The sequence below is a fragment of the Stenotrophomonas sp. AGC87 genome (genome assembly GCF_057333975.1).
This window is the reverse complement of the sequence record NZ_JBHFHW010000040.1, coordinates 62,628-78,770: the sequence shown is the minus strand read 5'-3', so window position 1 is coordinate 78,770 and position 16,143 is coordinate 62,628. Positions and strand designations below refer to the sequence as shown.

Here is a 16,143-nt window from a genome sequence, read left to right as displayed (position 1 = left end):
CCTGCCGTTACTCGGCGACCTCTTCGACATCCCGCGGCGACGGCCTGGTGTCAGGCAGCTGCCAGAAGATCAGTGTGGAAGTCAGCGTGATCGCGCCGACGCAGACGAAGGTGGCGTGCAGCGCGGCGGTTGCGCCGTGCGAGGCATCGAGGTGGTTGAAGGCCGCAAGCAGACTGCCCGCTGCCGCGGCACCGAAGCCGGTGGCGAGCATCATCACCATCGAGAGCAGGCTGTTGCCGGCACTGGCGAAGTCGCGATCCAGATCGCGCAGGGTGACGGTGTTCATGACGGTGAACTGCAGCGAGTTGACCGCGCCGAACAGTGCCAGCTGGACGATGCGGATCCACAGATGCTGGCCAGGGGTCATGAAGATGAAGCTGGCCATCGCCAAGCCGACCAGCACGGTGTTGACCATCAGCACGCGGCGGTAGCCGAAGCGTTCGACGAGTTTGACGGCGTAGCGCTTGGAGACCATGCCGGCGGCGGCGACGGGGATCATCAACAGGCCGGCGTTCATCGGGCTCATCCCCATGCCGACTTGCAGCAGCAACGGGATCAGCAGCGGCATGGCACTGCTGCCGATGCGCGAGAACAGGTTGCCGAGGATGCCGATGCGGTAGCTCGGCACATGGAACAGCGCGAGCGAGAACAGCGGCGCGGTGGAGTTGGCCGCATGCAGCCAGTAGCCGACGAGCGCGGCGAGGCCGGCGACGGTCATGAGCATGACCAGCGCATGCGGTGTCGCCATGCCCGAGATGCCGTCCAGCGCGAGAGAGAGAACAACCATGCCGAAGGCCAGCATGAGGTAGCCGGCCATATCGAAGCGGGTGCGGTGCTCGGCGTAGTGGTCAGGCATGATTTTCATGGCCGCGACATAGCCGATGATGCCGATCGGGAGGTTGATCAGGAACACCCAGTGCCACGAGGCGACTTCTACCAGCCAGCCGCCCAGGGTGGGGCCGATCAGCGGGCCGATCAGGGCGGGAATGGCGATGAAGCTCATGGCGCGCAGGAACTCTTCGCGCGAGACCGAGCGCATGACGGCCAGGCGGCCGACCGGCAGCAGCATGGCGCCGCCGATGCCCTGCAGGACGCGCGCACCGACGAGCTGGTGCAGGGTCTGGGCGAGGGCGCAGGCGAGCGAGCCCAGGGTGAACAGGATGATGGCGACGAGGAAGGTGCGCCGTGTACCGAAGCGGTCGGCGATCCAGCCGGAGGCCGGGATGAACGTGGCCACGGCGAGGGCGTAGCTGAAAACGACGGACTGCATCTGCAGCGGGCTTTCGCCAAGGCTGCGGGCCATGGCAGGCAGGGCGGTGTTGACGATGGTGGAGTCCAGCATCTGCATGAAGATGGCCAGCGATACGAGCCACAACAGGGGCCGGATCGAGGCGTAGCTGCTGGTCGTCATGGTGCGGGCCTTCGTCAACGAGGGCGATATGATCGCCGATGTGGGATCAGGGTGTGGTCAAGAGCTGACGCCGAAGCCGAAGCCGAAGCCGAAGCATTGGTGCGGTCGGTGTCCCGGAGAGGGTGCGGCACGGGTGGGTCGGCGGGACACGCCGTAAATCCGTCCATGGAGGCTCATGTCGCGCCATCCATGGCGCTCATGGTCCCGCCAACCCACCCGTGCCACACCCATGACAGTTGGTTGGCTGCCACGGAAAATGCAGGCGATCACACGCTTGTCTTGATTGCCGGGAATGGACGTGATGCCGGGAATGACATGGGTAAATCCACGCCATGCGTGGATGGCCGCGCGCAGCGCGGCAATGATCGGGGCCGATCAAGCACTCGATGGGATGCTTCCGTCGTCTCGAGGGGGGAAACGAGCGCACGCGTCCTGGATGCAGAACGCGTGCTTCGCCGGCCATGCCCGGGGTAGTGCCGGCCGCTGGCCGGCTATCCACCAGCGGCGATCAGCGTCGGCTCAAGCGGTGTACAGCTTCCACCAGGACCTGGACATGGTCGGGGTTCATGTCGGGCGACATGCCGTGGCCGAGGTTGAAGACGTGGCCTTCGCGGGAGCCTCCGTTGCCTTGGGCGTAGCTGTCCAGAACGAGCCCGGCGGCGCGTTCGATGGCGGCGGGATTGCCGTACAGGGTGGTGGGGTCGAGGTTGCCCTGCAGGGCGACGCGGCCGCCGGTGCGGGCGACGGCGTCGGCGAGGTCCAGGGTCCAGTCGACGCCGAGGGCGTCGGCGCCGGTGTCGGCGAGGGCGCCGAGGTGCAGGCCGGTGCCTTTGCCGAACAGGATCAGCGGGGTGCGTTCGGCCCCTTCACCGCGTTCGAGTTCCTGGGCGATGCGGGTCAGGTAGCGCAGGGAGAATTCGCGGTACATGGTCGGGCTGAGTACGCCGCCCCAGGTGTCGAAGACCTGCAGCACCTGGGCGCCGGCCGCGCGCTGGGCGGCGAGGTAGGCGATCACCGCGTCGGTGACGACCGAGAGCAGCTGGTGCAGGGCGGCCGGTTCGTTCAGGGCCATCGCCTTGATGCGGGCGAAGTCCTTGCTGCCGCCGCCTTCCACCATGTAGCAGGCCAGCGTCCACGGGCTGCCGGAGAAGCCGATCAGGGGCACGCTGCCATCGAGTTCGCGGCGGATCACGCGCACGGCGTCCATCACGTAGCGCAGGTCGGTTTCCATGTCCGGCACCGCCAGCTTGGCGATGGCGGCCGCGTCGCGGACCGGGTGGCGGAACTTCGGGCCTTCGCCTTCGACGAAGTACAGCTCCAGGCCCATCGCGTCGGGGATGGTGAGGATGTCCGAGAACAGGATGGCGGCATCGAGGTCGAAGCGGCGCAGCGGCTGCAGGGTGACTTCGCAGGCGATGTCCGGGTTCTTGGCCATCGCCAGGAAGCTGCCGGCCTTGGCGCGGGTGGCGCGGTACTCGGGCAGGTAGCGGCCGGCCTGGCGCATCAGCCAGACGGGGGTGCAGTCCACCGGTTCGCGGCGCAGGGCGCGCAGCAGGCGATCATGGCGGGAGGGGCTGGTCACGGAACGCTTCCTTGGGATCTGGTGGCGCGGGGCCGAATGGGGTTGTGGCGGTAGGACGATGGCGGTGCGATGGCCGCTCAGGGCGGCGGATCACCGCTCGTATAGGTCACTTCGTAGCCGCGATGCAGGTGCGCGTCGCGCGCCTTCTCGAACGCGGCCAGCGCCAGGTCTTCCTGCAGGTACTGCTCGCGGCGCAGTTGCCCGCGCCCGCCGATGGGGCCGGACTCGAGCAGCAGCTCCCAGCCACCGAACAGGTCCGGTTGCAGGGTGAGCTGGAGATAGCGGGCCTGATCGGCACCGCGGGCGTGTTGGTGCAGGAAGACGCGCATGCCCCGATTGTAGCCGTGAACGCCGCAGGCGGCCGTCAGCGGCGGGCAGGTGCGGCGGAACGTCGCAGGCTCAGCCGGCGGCAAGCACGCGCAGCACGTCGGCCTCGTCGACGTTGGCGACCACTTCGGCGCGGCCGATCCCGCGCCACAGCACCAGGCGCAGCCGGCCGGCAACGTTCTTCTTGTCCAGCCGCATCCGGGCCAGCAGGGCTTCGGGCTGCAGGCCCGCCGGAATGGCGACCGGCAGTTCGTAGCGCAGCAGCAGCTCGCGCAGCTGGTCGGTGTCGGCGTCCCCGCTCATGCCCAGCTGGGCCGACAGGCGCGCGGCCAGGACCATGCCGACCGCGACGGCTTCGCCATGGTTGAGGTTGTCGTTGCCCGGCGCGCCGTAGCCCTGTTCGGTTTCGATCGCGTGGCCAAAGGTGTGGCCGAGGTTGAGCAGGGCGCGCTCGCCTTTTTCCAGCGGATCGCGCGCCACGATCTCGGCCTTGTGCTCGCAGCTGCGCGCGATGGCCTGGGCCAGCGCGGTGTCATCGCCGGCCAGCAGCGCGGCGTGTTCGGCCTGCAGCCACTGGAAGAACAGCGGATCGCGGATCGCGCCGTACTTGATCACCTCGGCCAGGCCGGCCCGCAGCTCGCGCGGCGGCAGGGTACGCAGGGCGGCGGTATCGGCGATGACGGCGCGCGGCGGGTGGAAGGCGCCGACCAGGTTCTTGCCTTCGGGAATGTCCACTGCGGTTTTGCCGCCGACTGAAGAGTCGACCATCGCCAGCAGTGAGGTAGGCAGCTGCACGCAGTCCACGCCGCGCATCCAGCAGGCGGCTGCGAAGCCGGCCAGATCGCCGGCAACGCCGCCACCGAGCGCCATCACGCAGGCATCGCGGGTGGCGCCGAGGGTGGCCAGTGCGGTGATCGCATCGCCGAAGTGGGCCAAGGTCTTGGAGGCTTCGCCGGCCGGCAGCACCAGCTCACCGATCAGCAGGTCCGGGCGCGCGGCGCGCAGCGCCGATGTCACCCCGGCCAGATACAGCGGCGCTACCGAGGAATCGCTGAGCAGCAGCACATGGCGGCCGCGCACATGGCGGGCCAGCAGCTCGCCCTGGCCAAGCAGGCCCGGGCCGATGTGGATGGTGTAGGGGGTGTCGCCGCTGACGGCAACGGTGCGCGGGGAGGGGGTCATTCAGGTGTTTCCTGTCGCTGCCACTGCGCGGCCAGGCGCAGCACCAGCTGCGCGGTGGCCTCGGCGGGCGTGTAGAGATCGGTATCCAGGGTGAGATCGGCCAGGCCCTGGTAGAGCGGGTCGCGGGCGGCGGCCATGTCGTGCAGGACCTGTTCGCGGTCCGGCCGCTGCAGCAGCGGGCGGCCGCGGTCACGGGCCAGCCGCTCCAGCTGGGCCGGCACGCTGACCCGCAGGTAGACCACGAAACCCCGGCGGGCGATCGCCGCGCGGTTGTCCGGATCCAGCACCGCGCCACCGCCGGTGGAAATCAGCTGACCGTGGCCGTCCAGCAGGGCGTGCAGGACCTGGCGCTCGTGCTGGCGGAAGCCGGCCTCCCCGGAGTGTTCGAAGATCGCCGGAATGCTGGCCCCGGTGCTGTCCACGATGGCCTGGTCGGCATCCACGAAGTCCAGCGTGAAGCGCTCGGCCAGCCGGCGCCCGATACAGGTTTTGCCGGCGCCCATCGGGCCAATCAGGATGAGGTTCGGCGCGGGATTCATTACCCTCGATCCTAACATCTCCGTGCCATTGCCTTTACGCGCCGGCCCCCATGGTGGGCCGGCGCGGACTGTCCCGCGCGCCACCGGAGCGCCCCATGTCCGTCGCCAAAATCATCGAGATCAACGCGTCCTCCAAGACCAGCGTGGAAGACGCCGTACGCAGTGGCCTGAAGAAGGTGGCCGAGACGGTCAAAGGCATCCAGGGCGCCTGGATCAATGAAACCAAGGTGGTGACCGATGGCGAGGGCAATATCACCGAATGGCGGGTGAATCTGCGGGTGACCTTCCTGGTCGGTTGATCCCGCGCGCCCTGTGGTGACCGTGGTCAGCGCGTCGCGATGATCCGGCGCTGCTCGTCCAGCGCAATGACGGTATCTGCCAACGCGGGCAAGGTGCGCAGTGCCTGGCGGCTGACCCGCTCGTAGTACTGCACGAAGCGCTCCAGCTGGGCGCGGCTCATGCTGCTGCGGTCGGGCTGGGCCGCCTGCAGGTTCTGCTCCTGCTGCCAGCGCCAGCGCGGGATCACCGAGAAATCCGGCGGTTGCAGGAACCACAGCCGGTCGCAGCGCTGCCACAGCGCGGGGTAGTCGGTGGCGAGGGCGTGATTGCACCAGCGGCGCCAGCGGCCATCCGCATCGGCCTCGCGTTCCAGCGCGTTGAGGGGGGGCTCCAGATCGGTCTCGGCCTGCGCCGGTGTCCCCAGGAACCACCCTTCGAACACCAGCAGGTCGAGCGGGCCGTCGATGAGTGGCCAGTCCTTTTCGGGCAGGCGCTCGTCGGCGAGTTTGTCGAAGCGGGGCAGGGCGACCGGGCCGCCGGCCGCAACGGCGGCCAACGTGGCATGGGCCAAGGCCAGATCGTGGGTGCCCGGCGGGCCGCGGGTCAGCAGCAGCGGGTGCACCTGCCGCGCCAGACGTTGGCGCTGGACACGGGTGAGGTACACATCGTCGATGGAGAGCATGGCCGCACGCAGGCCGCGCGATGCCGCCAATGCGACCACCTGGGCCGCCAGCGTCGATTTGCCGCTCCCCTGCAGGCCGCTGATCGCCAATACTGGAACGGCCGCGCTGCAGCTCAGCGCGTCGTCCAGCGCCTGCGCGACCAGTGCATCCGGAAAACCTTTCGTCGGGGGCATGTACGCAGGTGCAGACATGCAGCGACAATAAACCCAAACCGCGTGACAAGAAAACCGCCATGACCGATCTGTATGCCGAAGCGTTGTCCACCTTTACCGGGCTGTTCGAAGAAGCCAAGGGAAGCCGCGAGGTCGAACCGAATGCGATGACCGTCGCCACGGCCGACCAGAGCGGCCAGCCCTCCGCGCGGACGGTGTTGTTGAAGGCGTTCGACGAGCGCGGCTTCGTGTTCTACACCCACCTGGACAGTCACAAGGGCCGTGAGCTGCAGGCCAATCCGCAGGCGGCGCTGCTGTTCCTGTGGCGCAGTCTGCGCGAAGCCGGCATCCAGGTGCGTATCGAAGGCCGCGTGGAGCAGGTCAGCGATGCCGAGGCCGATGCGTATTTCGCCTCGCGGCCGCGCATGAGCCAGATCGGTGCGTGGGCGTCGCTGCAGTCCAGGACACTGGGCTCGCGCGAGGAATTCGACGCGCGCGTGGCCACCACCGAGGCCAGCTTCGAGGGCCGCGATGTGCCGCGCCCGGAAGGTTGGAGCGGGCTGCGCGTGGTGCCGCAGCGGATCGAGTTCTGGTACGGCGCGCAGTTCCGCCTGCATGAGCGCTGGTGCTACGAGATCGGCGCGGACGGGCAGTGGAGCAAGCGGATGCTGTTCCCCTGATCTAGGCAGGTGTTGCCTCGCGCAGCCAACGCCACAGCGTCGTTCGTGAGACCCCCAGCTGTGCGCAGGCCTGCTCGCGGTTGCCGCCGCAGTCGGCCAGCAACTGCTGCAGCGCGGCCGCATCCGGTCGCGCCGGCGAGGCAGCGCTGAGCGCTGTCGGGGCGCCGGCGCCTGGCAGTACCCGTGGGCGCTGCACCGCATGCAGCTCCGGCAACCACTGCAGCATCTGCGGCAGCGACAGCGCACCCGGCTGCTGCTGCCAGTGGATGCGCAGGCGGTCGACCATGTTGCGCAGTTCGCGCACATTGCCCGGCCAGGCGTAGTCGCGCAGCCGTGCGAGCGCCTCGGGCGAGAGGGGCGAATCCGTACCTGCCAGCTGCCGGAAGAAGTGGTTCACCAGCAAGGGGACATCCTCGCGCCGGTCGTGCAGCGTCGGCAGCGCGATGCGCAGTGCGGCCAGGCGGTAGTACAGATCGCGGCGGAAGCGCTGCGCGTCCACCAGCGATTCCAGTGTCTGCAGCGTGGCCGCAACCACGCGCACGTCCACCGGCGTCGGCTCGGTGGCGCCCACGCGCAGCACTTCGCGCTCTTCCAGTACCCGCAGCAGACGGGTCTGCAGCGGGAGCGGCAGTTCGCCGATTTCATCGAGGAACAAGGTGCCGCCCTCGGCGGCTTCCACCAGACCGACACGGCCACCACGACGTGCGCCGGTGAACGCGCCTTCGTTGTAACCGAACAGCTCGGCTTCCAGCAGTGACTCGCTGATCGCCCCGCAGTTCAGCGCGACGAAACGACCCCGGCGGCCGCTGGCGGTATGCAGTTGCCGCGCCACCAGTTCCTTCCCGGTGCCGGTCGCGCCGGTCACCAGCACGGTGCTGTCGTACGGGGCATACAGCGCGATGTTCTCGCGCACCTGCTGCATCGGCGCGCTGTCGCCGAGCAGGGCGTGGTCCGCATCCCGGCGCTTGGCCGGTGCCCGCCGCCGCAGTGACGATGCCCCGGAACGAGCCAGGGTCTGGGTCAGCTCCAAGGCATGTTCGAACGCCTGCCGCACCGAATCGGCCGAGTAGAGCAGCACGCCGGGCAGGCCGACCTGCTCGGCATGGTCGATCGCCATGCCGGTGCCGACGATCACCTCGATACCGTTGGCACGCAGATCGGCGATGCAGTCGCGCGCATCCTCACGGGTCACGAAGCGGCGGTGCTCGATGTCCAGCCCGAAGCTGTGCTGGAAGCTGCCGAAGGTCGGCACATCGGTGGCATGTGTGACCAGGCCGATCCGCGGGGCGATCCGGCGTGCGCGCGCCAGCGCTTCCATCAGGTCGAAGCCGTTGGCCTGGATCGGCACCAGCGGTACCTCCAGCCGGCTGCGCAGGTAGGCCGCATTGGAGCCCCCGGCGATGACCACGTCGCAGTGTTCGCGCCGCAGGCGTTGGCCGATCACATCCACTGCCTCCTCGAAGCCGAGATTGATCGGCACGATGCGGGCGCGGCGGTCGAACTCCGGAATCACATCGCCGAGCAGGCCGGTCAGGCGCGACACGCTGACCGTCCAGATCACGGGCAATTGGCCGGCATCCGGATCGGACAGGCGGGAACGGTGACGGGGCAGGCTGATCGACATGGGCATGTTTCGATGTTTCAGTTCCAGCCATGTTACAGATGTTTCAATGTTTCAAGGTGAAACGCTTCGGTCATCGCACTGCCTCAATGAAATCAGATACTTGCCAGCTGGCACGGCCCTTGCGCTTATCGACAGGTCAATCACGATGGAATGCCGCATGAGCACCCCTGTTTCCTCCGCTGGCGCCCGTTTCCGCGCCGCACTGGCCGCCGAATCGCCGTTGCAGGTGATCGGCGCGATCAACGCCAACCACGCGCTGCTGGCCAAGCGCGCCGGCTACCGGGCGATCTACCTCTCCGGCGGCGGCGTCGCGGCCGGCTCGCTGGGCCTGCCGGACCTGGGCATCAACACCCTGGAAGACGTGCTGATCGACGTGCGCCGCATCACCGATGTGTGCGACCTGCCGCTGATGGTGGATATCGACACCGGGTTCGGCCCGAGCGCGTTCAATATCGCGCGTACGGTCAAGTCGCTGATCAAGGCCGGTGCGGCCGCCTGCCACATCGAAGACCAGGTCGGCGCCAAGCGCTGCGGTCATCGTCCGGGCAAGGAGATCGTGTCGCAGGGCGAGATGGTGGACCGGGTCAAGGCCGCCGCCGATGCCAAGACCGATCCGGACTTCTTCCTGATCGCGCGCACCGATGCCATCCAGGTCGATGGCGTGGATGCGGCGATCGAACGGGCCATCGCCTGCGTCGAGGCCGGTGCCGACGGCATCTTTGCCGAGGCCGCCTACGATCTGGAGACCTACCGCCGCTTTGTCGATGCGGTGAAGGTGCCGGTGCTGGCCAACATCACCGAGTTCGGCGCCACGCCGCTGTTCAGCCGCGATGAGCTGGCCTCGGCCGGCGTCGCCATCCAGCTGTTCCCGCTGTCCGCGTTCCGCGCTGCCAACAAGGCGGCAGAGAACGTGTATGAGACCATCCGCCGCGAGGGCCACCAGCGTAATGTGGTGGAGGCGATGCAGACCCGCGAGGAACTCTACGACCGTATCGGTTACCACGCCTTCGAGCAGCAGCTCGATGCGTTGTTCGCCGCCAAGAAGTAAGACCGCACACTGTTTTCTGGAGGGATCATGAGCGACACCACTACCGCCCCCGGCTTCAAGCCGAAGAAATCCGTCGCCCTGTCGGGCACCGCTGCCGGCAACACCGCGCTGTGCACTGTCGGCCGCAGCGGCAACGACCTGCACTACCGCGGGTATGACATCGCCGATCTGGCCAACACCAGCGAGTTCGAGGAAATCGCGCATCTGCTGGTCCACGGCAAGCTGCCGACCCGCGCTGAGCTGGTCGCCTACAAGACCAAGCTGAAGTCGCTGCGTGGCATCCCGGCCGCGGTCAAGGCCGCGCTGGAAGAGCTGCCGCCCTCGGCGCACCCGATGGACGTGATGCGCACCGGCGTGTCCGTGCTCGGCTGTGTGTCGCCGGAGAAGGACGCCCACAACCATCCGGGCGCGCGCGACATCGCCGACAAGCTGATGGCCTGCCTGGGCTCGATGCTGCTGTACTGGTATCACTGGAGCCACAACGGCCGCGCGATCGACGTGGAGACCGACGACGACTCCATCGGTGGCCATTTCCTGCACCTGCTGCACGGTGAGAAGCCGCAGGATTCGTGGGTCAAGGCGATGCACACCTCGCTGATCCTGTATGCCGAGCACGAGTTCAACGCCTCGACCTTCGCCTGCCGCGTCATCGCCGGCACCGGCAGTGACATGTACAGCGCGATCACCGGCGGCATCGGTGCCCTGCGCGGTCCCAAGCACGGCGGCGCCAATGAAGTGGCCTTTGAAGTGCAGAAGCGCTACGACAATCCGGATGATGCCGAGGCCGACATCAAGGCCCGTGTGGAGCGCAAGGAAGTCGTGATCGGTTTCGGCCACCCGGTCTACACCGTCAGCGATCCGCGCAACAACATCATCAAAGAGGTCGCGCGCGACCTGTCCGCCGAGCAGCAGAACGTCAAGATGTACGACATCGCCGAGCGTCTGGAATCGGTGATGTGGGACATCAAGAAGATGTTCCCGAACCTGGATTGGTTCAGCGCGGTCAGCTACCACATGATGGGCGTGCCGACGGCCATGTTCACTCCGTTGTTCGTGATCGCACGCACCTCCGGCTGGAGCGCGCACATCATCGAGCAGCGCATCGACGGCAAGATCATCCGCCCGAGTGCGAACTACACCGGCCCTGAAGACCAGGCCTTCGTGCCGATCGACCAGCGCAAGTAAGAAAGACGTACCGCACCCGTTCGCGGGTGCATTGCGGACCAGGCCGGCGCGATGCCGGTCTGCTCCGTTGCGGCGTCGCTACTCCTTCTTCGCCGGTGTCACGACGCCCCGGCCCGCCAACAAGCAGCTATCGCCAGCCATGAATACTCAGTACCGCAAGAACCTTCCCGGCACCGCGCTGGACTATTTCGATACCCGTGCCGCGATCGACGCGCTCCAGCCCGGTGCCTATGCCACGCTGCCGTATACCTCGCGCGTGCTGGCCGAAAACCTGGTGCGCCGCTGCGATCCGGCCACGCTGGAGGCCTCGCTGCGCCAGCTGATCGAGCGCCGCCAGGACCTGGATTTCCCGTGGTTCCCGGCCCGCGTGGTGTGCCATGACATTCTCGGCCAGACCGCCCTGGTCGATCTGGCCGGCCTGCGCGATGCCATCGCCGATGCCGGCGGTGACCCGGCGCAGATCAACCCGGTGGTGCCGACCCAGCTGATCGTGGATCACTCGCTGGCAGTGGAATTCCCCGGCTTCGACAAGGCTGCGTTCGAGAAGAACCGCGCCGTCGAGGACCGCCGCAATGAAGACCGGTTCCACTTCATCAACTGGACCAAGAAAGCGTTCAAGAACGTCGACGTGATTCCGCCGGGCAACGGGATCATGCACCAGATCAATCTGGAGAAGATGTCGCCGGTCGTGCAGGTGCGCGATGGCGTGGCCTTCCCGGATACCTGCGTGGGCACCGACAGCCACACCCCGCATGTGGACGCGCTGGGCGTGATCGCGATCGGCGTGGGTGGCCTGGAAGCGGAGAGCGTGATGCTCGGTCGTGCTTCCTGGATGCGCCTGCCCGACATCATCGGCGTGGAGCTGACCGGCCGCCCGCAGCCGGGCATTACCTGCACGGACGTGGTGCTGGCGCTGACCGAGTTCCTGCGCAAGGAGCGTGTGGTCGGTGCGTGGATCGAGTTCTACGGTGAAGGCGCCAACGCGCTGACCATCGGTGACCGCGCCACCATTTCCAACATGACGCCGGAGTTCGGCGCCACCGCGGCGATGTTCTACATCGACCAGCAGACCCTGGACTACCTGCGCCTGACCGGCCGCGAGGATGCGCAGGTCGCGCTGGTGGAAACCTACGCCAAGGCCACCGGCCTGTGGGCTGACGACCTGGTCACCGCGCAGTACGAGCGCGTGCTGCAGTTCGACCTGTCCACCGTGGTGCGCAACATGGCCGGCCCGTCCAACCCGCACAAGCGCGTGGCGACGACCGATCTGGCTGCGCGCGGCATCGCCGATGAAGGCAAGCTGGCCTCGGGCAAGCAGGAACAGGCCGATGGCCTGATGCCCGATGGCGCGGTGATCATCGCCGCGATCACCAGCTGCACCAACACCAGCAACCCGCGCAACGTGATCTCCGCGGCATTGCTGGCGCGCAACGCCAACCGCGCCGGCCTGACCCGCAAGCCGTGGGTGAAGAGCTCGCTGGCGCCCGGTTCCAAGGCCGTGCAGTTGTATCTGGAGGAAGCCGGCCTGCTGACCGAACTGGAGCAGATGGGCTTTGGCATCGTCGCCTTCGCCTGCACCACCTGCAACGGCATGAGCGGCGCGCTGGACCCGAAGATCCAGCAGGAAGTGATTGATCGCGATCTGTATGCCACCGCCGTACTCTCGGGCAACCGCAACTTCGACGGCCGCATCCACCCCTACGCCAAGCAGGCCTTCCTGGCCTCGCCGCCGCTGGTGGTGGCCTATGCGATCGCCGGTACGGTGCGCTTCGATATCGAAAAGGATGCGCTCGGCCATGATGCCGACGGCAACCCGATCACGCTGAAGGATCTGTGGCCGAGCGATGCCGAGATCGATGCGGTGGTCAAGGCCAGCGTCAAGCCGGAACAGTTCCGCAAGGTCTACGACCCGATGTTCACCTTCAAGGTGGAGCACGGCGCCCCGATCAGCCCGCTGTACGATTGGCGCCCGCAGAGCACCTACATCCGCCGCCCGCCGTACTGGGAAGGCGCGCTGGCCGGTGCCCGCAGCCTGACCGGCATGCGCCCGCTGGCGGTGCTCGGCGACAACATCACCACCGACCACCTGTCGCCGTCCAACGCGATCATGGCCAGCAGCGCGGCCGGCGAGTACTTGGCCAAGATGGGCCTGCCCGAGGAAGACTTCAATTCCTACGCGACCCACCGCGGCGATCACCTCACCGCGCAGCGTGCGACGTTTGCCAACCCGAAGCTGATCAATGAAATGGCCGTGGTCGATGGCCAGGTCACGCAGGGCTCGCTTGCGCGCGTGGAGCCGGAAGGCGAGGTCACCCGCATGTGGGAAGCGATTGAAACCTACATGGGCCGCAAGCAGCCGCTGATCATCATCGCCGGTGCCGACTACGGCCAGGGCAGCTCGCGTGACTGGGCCGCCAAGGGCGTGCGCCTGGCTGGCGTGGAAGCCATCGCCGCCGAAGGCTTCGAGCGCATCCATCGCACCAATCTGATCGGCATGGGCGTGCTGCCGCTGGAATTCAAGGAAGGCGTCAACCGCAAGACCCTGGGCATCGACGGCACCGAAACCTTCGACGTGCTGGGCGAGCGTGTGCCGCGTGCCGAGCTGACCCTGGTCATCCATCGCCGCAATGGTGAACAGCTGCGGGTGCCGGTCACCTGCCGGCTGGATACCGCCGAAGAGGTCTCGATCTACGAGGCCGGTGGCGTGCTGCAGCGGTTCGCGCAGGACTTCCTGGAATCGGCGCAGGCGATGTGACGGTATGCCAGGCCCGCCCGCGAGGTGCGGGCTTGGCGCGTCGCTGGCATGGGGCCATCGGCGCGTAGGTTCCACAACAACAAGGACAGGCGGCGACATGTTTTACACGGTGGCGGGCGCGATCAATACCGCCTTCATCCTGCTGAGCCTTGTGGGTGTGTGGGCCCAGCTGCGCAAGGTATGGCAGCGCCGCGCGAGCGGGACGCCGGGCGCAATCGCCACCGACATCCTGTCGCTCAACCAGTTCACGGTGAGTTTCCTCGCGTACCTGTCGTTCTTCGTCTACGGCTACTCCATCCAGCCGTTCAACCATTTCATTGTCTGGCCGCGCCTGCTTGCCTCGATACTTGTGCTGCTGATCCTGCGCGAGATCTGGATGGACCGGCGCAGCCGCGCGGCCATCAGCGGGCTGGCGCTGGCTTGCCTCGCGCTGCTATGTGCGCTGGCTGGGCTGGTCTGGGGGCAGCGTCACGTGGATGAGGGTCGCGTGCTCGCCTCGGCGATGATCGTGGCCGTTACCGCGCTGCTGGCCCAGGGCTATGCGCACCAGATCCTGCTGATCTGGCGCTCCGGCCGCACGGGCGCGGTGTCGCTGCAGATGAGCCAGCTGATCCTGCTGATGGACATCTCCACCATAGTGTTCGCCTTCGCCATGGGCCTGCGTCTGGGCTGGCCGTTGCTGCTGCTGGCCGTGGTCAGCGGAAGCACCAAGCTGATCATCCTGTGGCTGTTCCGCTGGGAGCGTCGTAGCGCGGTGGCCGAAATAGCGGAGCGGCGGGATGAACGAGGCGGAGTTGCGATCAATGAAAGGTAGGTGCACACTTTTATGGCAAAAATTGCCAAAGAGGTCTGATCATGGCCACGATGAACATCTCGCTCACCGATCCGCTCAAGCAGTTTGTCGATGAGGAAGTCACCCAGGGCGGGTACTCCAGTACGTCCGATTACGTGCGCGACCTGATCCGCCAGCGCCAGCGGCAAAAAGCCGAAGAGCTGCTGCGCCGGTTGATTGCGGAGGGCCTGGCGTCTGGCCCAAGTGTTCCGGTCACCCCGGCGACCTTCGAACGGATGCGCCAGGATCTGGCAGAGCGGTTGGACCGTGAAGCCGATTGAGTGGCGGCCACGCGCGGAACGGGACGTGGCCGAGGCTGCGCTCTGGTTCGCGCGTCAGGGCGGGCTGGCACTGGGCGAACGGTTCATTGCAACGGTGGATGCCGCGTTGGCGCGGATTGCAGCGTTTCCTGAGGCAGGATCGGCTCGGCATGCCTGGGTCACCGAGGAACTGCCGGTCCCGCTGCGATTCACGGTGCTGCCCGTCTTTGATCGCTATCTGATCTATTACCTCGACCTTCCGGACCGCGTTGACATACTTCGCGTTTGGGATGCCTCGCGCGGTTTGGATGCATTGATGGATCAGATGCCGTGACCGTTCCCCAGTGCACGCAGCGCCCTTCAAACGGATGAAGCATCCGCTCGTCCCCATCCATCCTGCACGGACATGATTTCATGACCCATCTTCCCCAGCTCCGCATTCCTGCCACCTACCTGCGCGGTGGCACCAGCAAGGGCGTGTTCTTCAAACTGACCGACCTGCCCGCCGCCGCGCAGGTGCCCGGCCCGGCGCGCGATGCGTTGCTGATGCGCGTGATCGGCTCGCCTGATCCGTATGCCAAGCACACCGATGGCATGGGCGGCGCGACCTCCAGCACCAGCAAGTGCGTGATCATTTCCGCACCGTCGGTACCGGACCACGACGTGGATTATCTGTACGGCCAGGTGGCGATCGAGACCGCCTTCGTGGACTGGAGCGGTAACTGCGGCAACCTCAGTACCGCGGTGGGACCGTTCGCGATCAGCAACGGATTGATTGATCCGGCGCGGATTCCGCACAACGGCCTGTGCACCGTGCGCATCTGGCAGGCCAACATCGGCAAGACCATCCTGGCGCACGTGCCGATCGTGGAGGGCCAGGTGCAGGAGGACGGCGATTTCGACCTCGATGGCGTGACCTTCCCGGCCGCGGAGATCCAGCTGGAGTTCCTGGATCCCTCCGATGATGGCGAGGGTGGGGCGATGTTCCCGACCGGCAACCTCGTCGACACGCTCGACGTGCCTGGCGTGGGCAGCTTCCAGGTCACGATGATCACCGCCGGCATTCCGACCATCTTCCTCAACGCGGCTGACCTGGGCTACACCGGTACCGAACTGCAGCCGGCGATCAACGAGGACAAGGTGGCCCTGGCGCGTTTCGAAGCGATCCGCGCGCACGGCGCGGTGCGCATGGGGCTGATCGAGACCATTGAACAGGCCGCGACCCGCCAGCACACGCCCAAGGTCGCCTTCGTCGCCCCCGCGCAGGACTACGTGTCCTCCAGCGGCAAGCAGATCGCCGCCGGGGATATCGATCTGCACGCGCGCGCGCTGTCCATGGGCAAGCTGCACCACGCGATGATGGGCACCGCCGCGGTCGCCATCGGCACCGCCGCCGCCATCCCGGGCACGCTGGTGAACCTGGCCGCCGGTGGCGGTGAGCGTGAATCGGTGAACTTCGGTCATCCCTCCGGCACGCTGCGCGTGGGCGCGCAGGCGGCACGCGTTGACGGTCAGTGGACGGTCACCAAGGCCATCATGAGCCGCAGTGCCCGCGTATTGATGGACGGTGCGGTACGGGTGCCTGCCACCACGTTGTAACGCCT

Annotated in this window: 16 protein-coding genes; 9 read left to right on the top strand and 7 right to left on the bottom strand. The window is 67.0% G+C overall.

Annotated features, from left to right (window positions below):
- Positions 1-7: 7 nt before the first annotated feature.
- The 5 genes from mdtD to ACE026_RS16425 form a co-directional block, all read right to left on the bottom strand.
- The gene (gene mdtD, locus ACE026_RS16445; RefSeq protein WP_152151972.1) at positions 8-1,411 is read right to left on the bottom strand and encodes a multidrug transporter subunit MdtD; all 1,404 of its coding nucleotides are present in this window, start codon (positions 1,409-1,411) and stop codon (positions 8-10) included.
- A 508-nt stretch (positions 1,412-1,919) separates the two neighbouring features.
- A complete protein-coding gene (gene hemE, locus ACE026_RS16440; RefSeq protein WP_486039931.1) occupies positions 1,920-2,993 on the bottom strand; it encodes a uroporphyrinogen decarboxylase in 1,074 nt (357 codons plus the stop codon).
- Between the two features lie 77 nt (positions 2,994-3,070).
- Complete coding sequence (locus ACE026_RS16435; protein ID WP_486039930.1) at positions 3,071-3,322, bottom strand: WGR domain-containing protein; 252 nt, start codon at positions 3,320-3,322, stop codon at positions 3,071-3,073.
- Positions 3,323-3,392: 70 nt separating this feature from the next.
- Entirely contained in the window at positions 3,393-4,502 is a 1,110-nt protein-coding gene (gene aroB / locus ACE026_RS16430; protein WP_486039929.1) for a 3-dehydroquinate synthase, read from the bottom strand.
- The gene (locus ACE026_RS16425) at positions 4,499-5,041 is read right to left on the bottom strand and encodes a shikimate kinase (RefSeq protein ID WP_455947241.1); all 543 of its coding nucleotides are present in this window, start codon (positions 5,039-5,041) and stop codon (positions 4,499-4,501) included. Before ACE026_RS16425 ends, aroB begins: the two co-directional genes overlap by 4 nt.
- Before the next feature lie 95 nt (positions 5,042-5,136).
- Between ACE026_RS16425 and ACE026_RS16420 the strand changes: the two genes are divergently transcribed.
- Positions 5,137-5,340, top strand: a complete 204-nt coding sequence (locus tag ACE026_RS16420) for a dodecin family protein (protein WP_123730473.1) — start codon at positions 5,137-5,139, stop codon at positions 5,338-5,340.
- Between the two features lie 26 nt (positions 5,341-5,366).
- Here ACE026_RS16420 and ACE026_RS16415 read toward each other — a convergent pair whose 3' ends face one another.
- Positions 5,367-6,194, bottom strand: a complete 828-nt coding sequence (locus tag ACE026_RS16415) for a kinase (protein ID WP_486039927.1) — start codon at positions 6,192-6,194, stop codon at positions 5,367-5,369.
- A gap of 41 nt (positions 6,195-6,235) precedes the next feature.
- Here ACE026_RS16415 and pdxH point away from each other — a divergent pair, with 41 nt between their 5' ends.
- Positions 6,236-6,835 (top strand): pyridoxamine 5'-phosphate oxidase, encoded by a 600-nt coding sequence (pdxH, locus tag ACE026_RS16410; RefSeq protein WP_486039926.1) that lies wholly within the window; start codon positions 6,236-6,238, stop codon positions 6,833-6,835.
- Between the two features lies 1 nt (position 6,836).
- Here the strand turns inward: pdxH and prpR are convergent, their stop codons facing one another.
- Positions 6,837-8,453, bottom strand: coding sequence for a propionate catabolism operon regulatory protein PrpR (gene prpR / locus ACE026_RS16405; protein ID WP_486040001.1), 1,617 nt, complete (start codon positions 8,451-8,453; stop codon positions 6,837-6,839).
- Between the two features lie 163 nt (positions 8,454-8,616).
- On the opposite strand from prpR, the gene prpB reads away from it, so the two are divergent.
- The 7 genes from prpB (at position 8,617) to prpF (ending at position 16,138) form a co-directional block, all read left to right on the top strand.
- Positions 8,617-9,507 (top strand): methylisocitrate lyase, encoded by an 891-nt coding sequence (gene prpB, locus ACE026_RS16400; protein ID WP_123730476.1) that lies wholly within the window; start codon positions 8,617-8,619, stop codon positions 9,505-9,507.
- A 27-nt stretch (positions 9,508-9,534) separates the two neighbouring features.
- A complete protein-coding gene (prpC, locus tag ACE026_RS16395) occupies positions 9,535-10,692 on the top strand; it encodes a bifunctional 2-methylcitrate synthase/citrate synthase (RefSeq protein ID WP_486039924.1) in 1,158 nt (385 codons plus the stop codon).
- A 139-nt stretch (positions 10,693-10,831) separates the two neighbouring features.
- On the top strand, positions 10,832-13,447 hold the full coding sequence (acnD, locus tag ACE026_RS16390; protein ID WP_486039922.1) for a Fe/S-dependent 2-methylisocitrate dehydratase AcnD: 2,616 nt from the start codon (positions 10,832-10,834) through the stop codon (positions 13,445-13,447).
- 97 nt (positions 13,448-13,544) lie between these two features.
- A complete protein-coding gene (locus ACE026_RS16385) occupies positions 13,545-14,261 on the top strand; it encodes a hypothetical protein (RefSeq protein ID WP_486039920.1) in 717 nt (238 codons plus the stop codon).
- Positions 14,262-14,302: 41 nt separating this feature from the next.
- The gene (locus ACE026_RS16380) at positions 14,303-14,560 is read left to right on the top strand and encodes a type II toxin-antitoxin system ParD family antitoxin (RefSeq protein WP_123730480.1); all 258 of its coding nucleotides are present in this window, start codon (positions 14,303-14,305) and stop codon (positions 14,558-14,560) included.
- Positions 14,547-14,873 (top strand): type II toxin-antitoxin system RelE/ParE family toxin, encoded by a 327-nt coding sequence (locus tag ACE026_RS16375; RefSeq protein ID WP_486039918.1) that lies wholly within the window; start codon positions 14,547-14,549, stop codon positions 14,871-14,873. The genes ACE026_RS16380 and ACE026_RS16375 overlap by 14 nt, the downstream gene beginning before the upstream one ends.
- 80 nt (positions 14,874-14,953) lie before the next feature.
- Entirely contained in the window at positions 14,954-16,138 is a 1,185-nt protein-coding gene (gene prpF / locus ACE026_RS16370) for a 2-methylaconitate cis-trans isomerase PrpF (protein WP_486039917.1), read from the top strand.
- Positions 16,139-16,143 lie beyond the last annotated feature (5 nt).

Bases quoted from the DNA above. Each gene is read 5' to 3' on its own strand.
- mdtD (WP_152151972.1), bottom strand. From the start codon at position 1,411: ATGACGACCAGCAGCTACGCCTCGATCCGGCCCCTGTTGTGGCTCGTA.
- ACE026_RS16435 (WP_486039930.1), bottom strand. From the start codon at position 3,322: ATGCGCGTCTTCCTGCACCAACACGCCCGCGGTGCCGATCAGGCCCGC.
- aroB (WP_486039929.1), bottom strand. From the start codon at position 4,502: ATGACCCCCTCCCCGCGCACCGTTGCCGTCAGCGGCGACACCCCCTAC.
- ACE026_RS16425 (WP_455947241.1), bottom strand. From the start codon at position 5,041: ATGAATCCCGCGCCGAACCTCATCCTGATTGGCCCGATGGGCGCCGGC.
- ACE026_RS16420 (WP_123730473.1), top strand. From the start codon at position 5,137: ATGTCCGTCGCCAAAATCATCGAGATCAACGCGTCCTCCAAGACCAGC.
- ACE026_RS16415 (WP_486039927.1), bottom strand. From the start codon at position 6,194: ATGTCTGCACCTGCGTACATGCCCCCGACGAAAGGTTTTCCGGATGCA.
- pdxH (WP_486039926.1), top strand. From the start codon at position 6,236: ATGACCGATCTGTATGCCGAAGCGTTGTCCACCTTTACCGGGCTGTTC.
- prpB (WP_123730476.1), top strand. From the start codon at position 8,617: ATGAGCACCCCTGTTTCCTCCGCTGGCGCCCGTTTCCGCGCCGCACTG.
- prpC (WP_486039924.1), top strand. From the start codon at position 9,535: ATGAGCGACACCACTACCGCCCCCGGCTTCAAGCCGAAGAAATCCGTC.
- acnD (WP_486039922.1), top strand. From the start codon at position 10,832: ATGAATACTCAGTACCGCAAGAACCTTCCCGGCACCGCGCTGGACTAT.
- ACE026_RS16385 (WP_486039920.1), top strand. From the start codon at position 13,545: ATGTTTTACACGGTGGCGGGCGCGATCAATACCGCCTTCATCCTGCTG.
- ACE026_RS16380 (WP_123730480.1), top strand. From the start codon at position 14,303: ATGGCCACGATGAACATCTCGCTCACCGATCCGCTCAAGCAGTTTGTC.
- prpF (WP_486039917.1), top strand. From the start codon at position 14,954: ATGACCCATCTTCCCCAGCTCCGCATTCCTGCCACCTACCTGCGCGGT.